Source organism: Brevundimonas sp., assembly GCF_031082345.1.
In the GTDB taxonomy this organism is placed as follows: domain Bacteria; phylum Pseudomonadota; class Alphaproteobacteria; order Caulobacterales; family Caulobacteraceae; genus Brevundimonas.
Genome location: NZ_JAVHLH010000054.1, coordinates 1 through 5,408, shown reverse-complemented (window position 1 = coordinate 5,408; position 5,408 = coordinate 1). Strand labels below are relative to the sequence as shown.

At 68.0% G+C, this 5,408-nt stretch carries 5 protein-coding genes, 1 tRNA gene and 1 pseudogene; 3 read left to right on the top strand and 4 right to left on the bottom strand.

Annotated features, from left to right (window positions below; genetic code table 11):
* Nucleotides 1-641: pseudogene (locus RDU12_RS05445) on the top strand (hypothetical protein); the annotation flags it as partial.
* Here the strand turns inward: RDU12_RS05445 and RDU12_RS05440 are convergent.
* Nucleotides 565-1,545 (bottom strand): hypothetical protein, encoded by a 981-nt coding sequence (locus RDU12_RS05440; protein WP_300289148.1) that lies wholly within the window; start codon nt 1,543-1,545, stop codon nt 565-567. The pseudogene RDU12_RS05445 and the gene RDU12_RS05440 overlap by 77 nt on opposite strands.
* Before the next feature lie 314 nt (nt 1,546-1,859).
* A tRNA-Ser gene (locus RDU12_RS05435) sits at nt 1,860-1,949 on the bottom strand.
* A gap of 142 nt (nt 1,950-2,091) precedes the next feature.
* Here RDU12_RS05435 and msrA point away from each other — a divergent pair.
* Both msrA and RDU12_RS05425 read left to right on the top strand, forming a co-directional pair.
* The gene (gene msrA, locus RDU12_RS05430) at nt 2,092-2,742 is read left to right on the top strand and encodes a peptide-methionine (S)-S-oxide reductase MsrA (RefSeq protein WP_300289149.1); all 651 of its coding nucleotides are present in this window, start codon (nt 2,092-2,094) and stop codon (nt 2,740-2,742) included.
* 2 nt (nt 2,743-2,744) lie between these two features.
* Complete coding sequence (locus RDU12_RS05425; RefSeq protein ID WP_300289150.1) at nt 2,745-3,089, top strand: MmcQ/YjbR family DNA-binding protein; 345 nt, start codon at nt 2,745-2,747, stop codon at nt 3,087-3,089.
* Here RDU12_RS05425 and RDU12_RS05420 read toward each other — a convergent pair.
* Nucleotides 3,086-4,906, bottom strand: coding sequence for a DUF885 family protein (locus RDU12_RS05420; RefSeq protein ID WP_308684224.1), 1,821 nt, complete (start codon nt 4,904-4,906; stop codon nt 3,086-3,088). The genes RDU12_RS05425 and RDU12_RS05420 overlap by 4 nt on opposite strands.
* A 49-nt stretch (nt 4,907-4,955) precedes the next feature.
* On the bottom strand, nt 4,956-5,408 hold a 453-nt coding region (locus RDU12_RS05415), incomplete at its 5' end, for a hypothetical protein (protein ID WP_308684223.1).

Here is a 5,408-nt window from a genome sequence, read left to right as displayed (position 1 = left end):
GTCTTCAGGTCCGGATCGAGCACCTTCATGATGCTGTCCAGGTAGAGCTGGGCGCCGACACGGTTCAGGTTGTGATCGACGGCAAGGCGCTGGCCGGAGAGGGCAACTGCAAGCTGGCCTATCATGAACTGCAAGGCCGCCTAGCAGAGCCGGAGCGGCTCTTCATCGATGACGACGGGCGGTCAGCGCGGATATGGATTCCGGAACGGCTGCAGTTCCGAGGCGGGCGCACGTGGCGGCAGAGACCGTCACACGCCGCTGCTGCCGGTCACGCGGACAAGACACTCATCGACGCGCTGCGTCAGGCCCATAAGCTCGCCGAGGAGTACGGACTGTCGCCCGTCGCGGGATCGTTCAGGAACGCCCGGGCGCCGGCTCACCCGTACAAACGGAAACTGTGCCGCCTCGTCTTTCTCGCGCCGGACATTCAGGACGCCATTCTTGCGGGCCGACAGCCCTACGACCTGACGCTCAACCGGTTGATAGACGAGCCGCTCCCCGGCTGCTGGCGGGAGCAGCGCAGGCTCTTCGGCTTCCCTTCGAAACGAAGCGCCGAAAAAGGCCTCAGGACAGCCGTTGAGCCTTTGCGGATGCCCAGCGCCCATTCCGTAGAAACAGCGCCCCTGTCGGCCTCCCTGTAACCGGGCAGGGGGTCTGAAGCGCCCCATCGACATCGGTCAACGCGAACTCCTGATAGCCCGACTGGTCGCCCTCCCAGCCAAGGCGCAGTTGCAAGCCTTCCGCGCTGACGATCTGTTCGGCGTAGACCACCGTGTGGTCGGGGTACTCGAGCACCCAGCCGCGGCCGCCAAAGTTTTGGTCCGCCTCAAGCAGATCAGCCAGTTTGACCGCGGGACATCGATCTACCCCCTGACGCATGACGCGCAAACGCGGCGAAAGGTCAGGCGGTAACGATACCGACGCCAACTGACGCAGGCGGTCAGCCGGCCTGACCATCTGATAACCGCTATGGGCGCGCGCCAAGGCGGTCTGCGTAATCGGCTCATCCGGCGTGTTTGTCCGTCGCCACTTCAGGACGGCGCGACGGTCCCGTTCATCCATCTGATCAGTGTCTAGACCTGAGAGCTGAGAAAGGAGGCGGTTGCGGTTACCCGCGCGGGCTGCCTTGCGGATCCCGTCGCCGTTCAACAGCCTGGAGAGGCGGCGGTACTTGGCGTCCCGCTGCTCGGCGCGCGGAGCATGGCGGCTGGAGTACCTGAGGCCGAGAGCCTCACGGCTGCCAACTTGGTCACCGAGTACGTACAGCGCCCGAACGGCCTTCCCCGTCATCGGGCAGTCGAGGGTGTAGTGGGTCGCCAAAGCTGCCGTTTTCCAGCGCAGACGCGTCCTGTGTTGCTTGCCCATGACGTCGATGACAACGTCCCGTCCGGTCGGGTCTGCGTCTGATCCAGCCACGTCGTAGGAGAGGTCCAACCTCGGGTTCCAAACTGGCAGCATTTCTTCGCCCCAGTCAGTCGCCTGCCTGCCAAGGACACCCGCGCCCAGACGCCGGACGTCTTCGAGGAACGGGTTGGACCAGGACATCGGCTTCTTTTTTAAGGGGGCCGCGATGATGAAAACACCGCCGTATCGGGCGATTCGGCAGGTGTGAAAAACGTCAAAGCGGCGCCTTCGACAGGCGCGCTGCTGAAAAGACGCTGATAACGAAATCGGGCAAGAGCGGCGAAAGTCATCGTCTCCGAAGCGCCCTAGCCTCACCCGTCCGCAGAAAGTGGCCGCACCTGGGGGACCCCGGGCTCCCCGATAGGCAAGACGTTGGTTTTGAGCTCACCAAGCTTCTGACCAGCCGAAGGAAAAATCGGCGGGTGTCGGTGCGGAGATTTCTCGCTGAAGAGCCGTGGCGGACAGAGAGGGATTCGAACCCTCGGTAGGCTTTCACCTACACACGCTTTCCAAGCGTGCGCGATCGACCACTCCGCCACCTGTCCGTTTCCACGACGTCGCCCGAAGGCCTGCGTGAGCCGCCGGTCTGGTCTTTCCGGCGGAGGCAGGCTGATAGAACAAGCCGACCCCCTCGGCAAGCGCCGCCGAACATCCCATATGGGGGTCGAACGTCCGAGGAGTCCCGCCATGCAGTTCAGGAAAAGCCACGAGATGCCGACCCCCGAGGCGGCCCTGCCCGGTCGCGCCGGCCCGGTGCGCACCGACGAGGTCCACTATGTCACCGGCCGCCCGCTGAAGGGGCCCCATCCCGAGGGGTTCGAGACCGCGATCTTCGGCATGGGCTGTTTCTGGGGCGTGGAGCGGGTGTTCTGGCAACTGCCGGGCGTCTGGGTCACCGCGGCCGGCTATGCGGGCGGCTATACGCCCAATCCGACCTATGAGGAGACCTGCACCGGCCTGACCGGCCACGCCGAGGTGGTCCAGGTGGTCTTCAATCCGCACGAGATCAGCTACGCCGAGCTGCTGAAGACCTTCTGGGAGAACCACGACCCGACCCAGGGCATGCGTCAGGGCAATGACCTCGGCACCACCTACCGTTCGGCGATCTATTATCTGAACGACACCCAGAAGGCCGAGGCCGAGGCGTCGCGCGACGCCTATCAGGCCGCGCTGTCGAAGGCGGGGCAGGGCGAGATCACCACCGAAATCGCCCCGGCCGGGCTGTTCTTCTACGCCGAGGACTATCACCAGGCCTATCTGGCCAAGAACCCGGGCGGCTATTGCGGCATCGGCGGCACCGGCGTGACCTGCCCGATCGGCGTCGGCGTCGAGGCCTGAGCATGGACCGGGCGGGGGTCGGCAAGGTCTGCCTGGCCCTGCCCGGCGTCACGCTGGATCACCCGTTCGGCGATGACCACGACGCCTACCGCGTCGGCGGCAAGATGTTCGCCATCGTCGGCGGCATGGGCGGGCTGTCGTTCAAGGTCTCCGACATCGCCTTCGAGGTGCTGACCGAAGACGGCCGCGCCCGCCCGGCGCCCTATCTGGCGCGGGCGAAATGGATCCACCTCGACGATCCCGCCGACTGGCCCGATGACGAACTGGCGGAACACCTCGCCATCGCCCATTCCATCGTGGCGGCGAAGCTGACGAAGAAGGCCCGGGCGGCGCTGGGGCTGGCCTAGTCCGCCGGCCGCCCCTTCTGCTCCGCGATCCAGCGATCCATCCGCTCGTCCAGCAGCCCCAGCGGCAGCGGGCCGTCGACCAGCAGGGCGTCGTGGAACCTCCGCACGTCGAACCGGTCGCCCAGCTCGCGCTCGGCCCGCTCGCGGATCTGCCGCAGCCGGATCTCGCCGATCTTGTAGGCCGTAGCCTGACCGGGCCAGCCGATATAGCGCTGCAGCTCGGTCTCGATATTGTGCGGCGCCAGGGCCGAATTGTCGCGGAAACAGGCCCGCGCCTGTTCGATGTCCCAGCCCAGCCAGTGCAGGCCGGTGTCGGCCACCAGCCGGCAGGCGCGCCACATCTCGTAGCTCAGCCGCCCGAACCGCTCATAGGGCGTGCGGTAGAAGCCCATCTCCTCGCCGAGGAATTCCGCGTACAGCCCCCAGCCCTCGGTGAAGGCGGTGACATTGGCGTCCTTGCGGAAATAGGGGCCTTCCTCGGCCTCCTGCTGCAGGGCGATCTGCAGGTGGTGGCCGGGCACGGCCTCGTGCAGGGTCAGGGCCGGCAGTTCGTACAGCGGCCGCTGGTCCAGCCGGCCGGTGTTGACCATGTAGCCGCCGGCGACGCCGTTCTCCATCGAGCCGCCGAAATAGCGGCCGGTGGTGTAGTTGTCCTCGATCTCGCGCGGCACCGGGCGCACGCCATAGGGCAGGCGGGGCAGGGTCCCGAACAGGGCCGGCAGGCCGTCGTCGGCCCGCTTGGCCATCTCCGAGGCCTTCTCCAGCAACTCTTCGCGGGTGGTCGCATAGAACTGCGGATCGCTGCGCAGGAAGGCGAGGAAGGCCGCGAAGTCGCCGGTCCAGCCCGCCGCCTGCATCTCCGTGTCCATGCGGGCGCGGATGCGGGCGACCTCCTCCAGCCCGATCTGGTGGATCTGGTCGGGGGTCAGGTCGGTGGTGGTGTAGCCCGTGGTCAGGAAGGCGTAGAGGTCGCGTCCGCCCGGACGGTGGACCAGGCCGAGGCTTTCGGGGGCGCGGGGCAGGTAGTCGTCGCGCAGGAACCGCACCCATTCGCGTCGCGCCGGCATGATCCGGTCCGCGACCACGGCGGCGGCGCGGCTCCGCAAGCTCGCCTTATCGGCGGCGCTGATCGAGGCCGGCAGGGCGGCGAACGGCTTGAGCAGCGGATCGCTGTCGGCGGCATAGGCCGTCTCCGGCTCCATCAGGCTCAGCGCGTTCTCGACCACCGAGCGCGGCTGGACCAGCCCGGTCTCCAGCCCGCGCCGGGCGTCGGCAAGTTGATGGCGGTAATAGTCCGGCATCGCCTCCAGCCGGGCGATCCAGGCCTCGGCGTCGTCGCGGCTCGTGATGCGGGTGACGCTGGCGATATAGGCCATGGACTGGCCGGGCCCGCCTTCGGAGTTGAAGGCGCCGATCCGGCCCGTATCCAGCGGAATGCGGTCGCGCGCGCGCTGAAGGACCGAGGCCAGGAAGGCGTGGTTCAGGCGGTCTTCGTCGCTCAGGGAGCCGGGGTCGATCGCCGCCAGTCGCTCGGCGAAGCGCCTGAGCGCCGGCTCCTGGGCCAGTTCATGGGCGCGCGAGACGTCGGGCAGGCGCGACAGGGCCGCCTTGTCGCCCTCCATGCCCGCCGAAATCGGGTCGTTGGCCCGCAGCCAGGCCTCGTAGTCGGCCAGGATGGAGGCGAGGGCGGGGTTGTCGGCGTTGCGGGCCGCCTCGGGCGCGGATTGCGGCGCGGTCTGCGCCATCGCGGCCCCCCCCAGCGCGGGTTGAGCGGCGGCGAGCAGGGCGGCGGCCCCGATGGCGATCACGGTCTTCATGGCGTCCCTCTCGACTGGCGCGGGACTGCAGCGGAGCCGGGGCCCCCCGTCAACCGCAGAAGGCGAAGAAGCGTTCGATGTTGGCTGCGGAGCGGGGTTGCGGCGCATAGGCTTCGCGCGCGCCGTCGCGCCACTGCGCCATCCAGCCGACCCGGCGGAAACGCTGGAAGACGGGTTCGGCCGTCGTCGCCCCGACGCTGAGAAAAACCCCGTCGTGCAGCTGCGACGGCTCGGCCTCGGCCGGGAAACGCGCCGTCTCGCCGCCGGATTCCACGGAAATCTCGGCCTTGGCGCCCTTTTCGGCGATGGCGACCATCTCCAGTCGCCCGGTCCCGCGACGGCAGTCGAAGCCCAGCTTCAGGTCATCGCTCTCGGCCAGCCCGTAGGCCAGTCGGGCGGTGTCGTCGTCGGTGTTGTAGAACCAGTCGTAGCCGTCGACCGGCAGCGGCGCCGCGCCGGGCGTCGGCGGCGGGGCCTCCGCGGGCGGTTCGACCGTGGCGCA

What these genes read in the sequence shown, in the direction of transcription:
- RDU12_RS05425 (WP_300289150.1), top strand. Translation starts at nt 2,745, where the DNA reads ATGGACCGGGCGGGGGTCGGCAAGGTCTGCCTGGCCCTGCCCGGCGTC.
- msrA (WP_300289149.1), top strand. Translation starts at nt 2,092, where the DNA reads ATGCAGTTCAGGAAAAGCCACGAGATGCCGACCCCCGAGGCGGCCCTG.
- RDU12_RS05440 (WP_300289148.1), bottom strand. Translation starts at nt 1,545, where the DNA reads ATGTCCTGGTCCAACCCGTTCCTCGAAGACGTCCGGCGTCTGGGCGCG.
- RDU12_RS05420 (WP_308684224.1), bottom strand. Translation starts at nt 4,906, where the DNA reads ATGAAGACCGTGATCGCCATCGGGGCCGCCGCCCTGCTCGCCGCCGCT.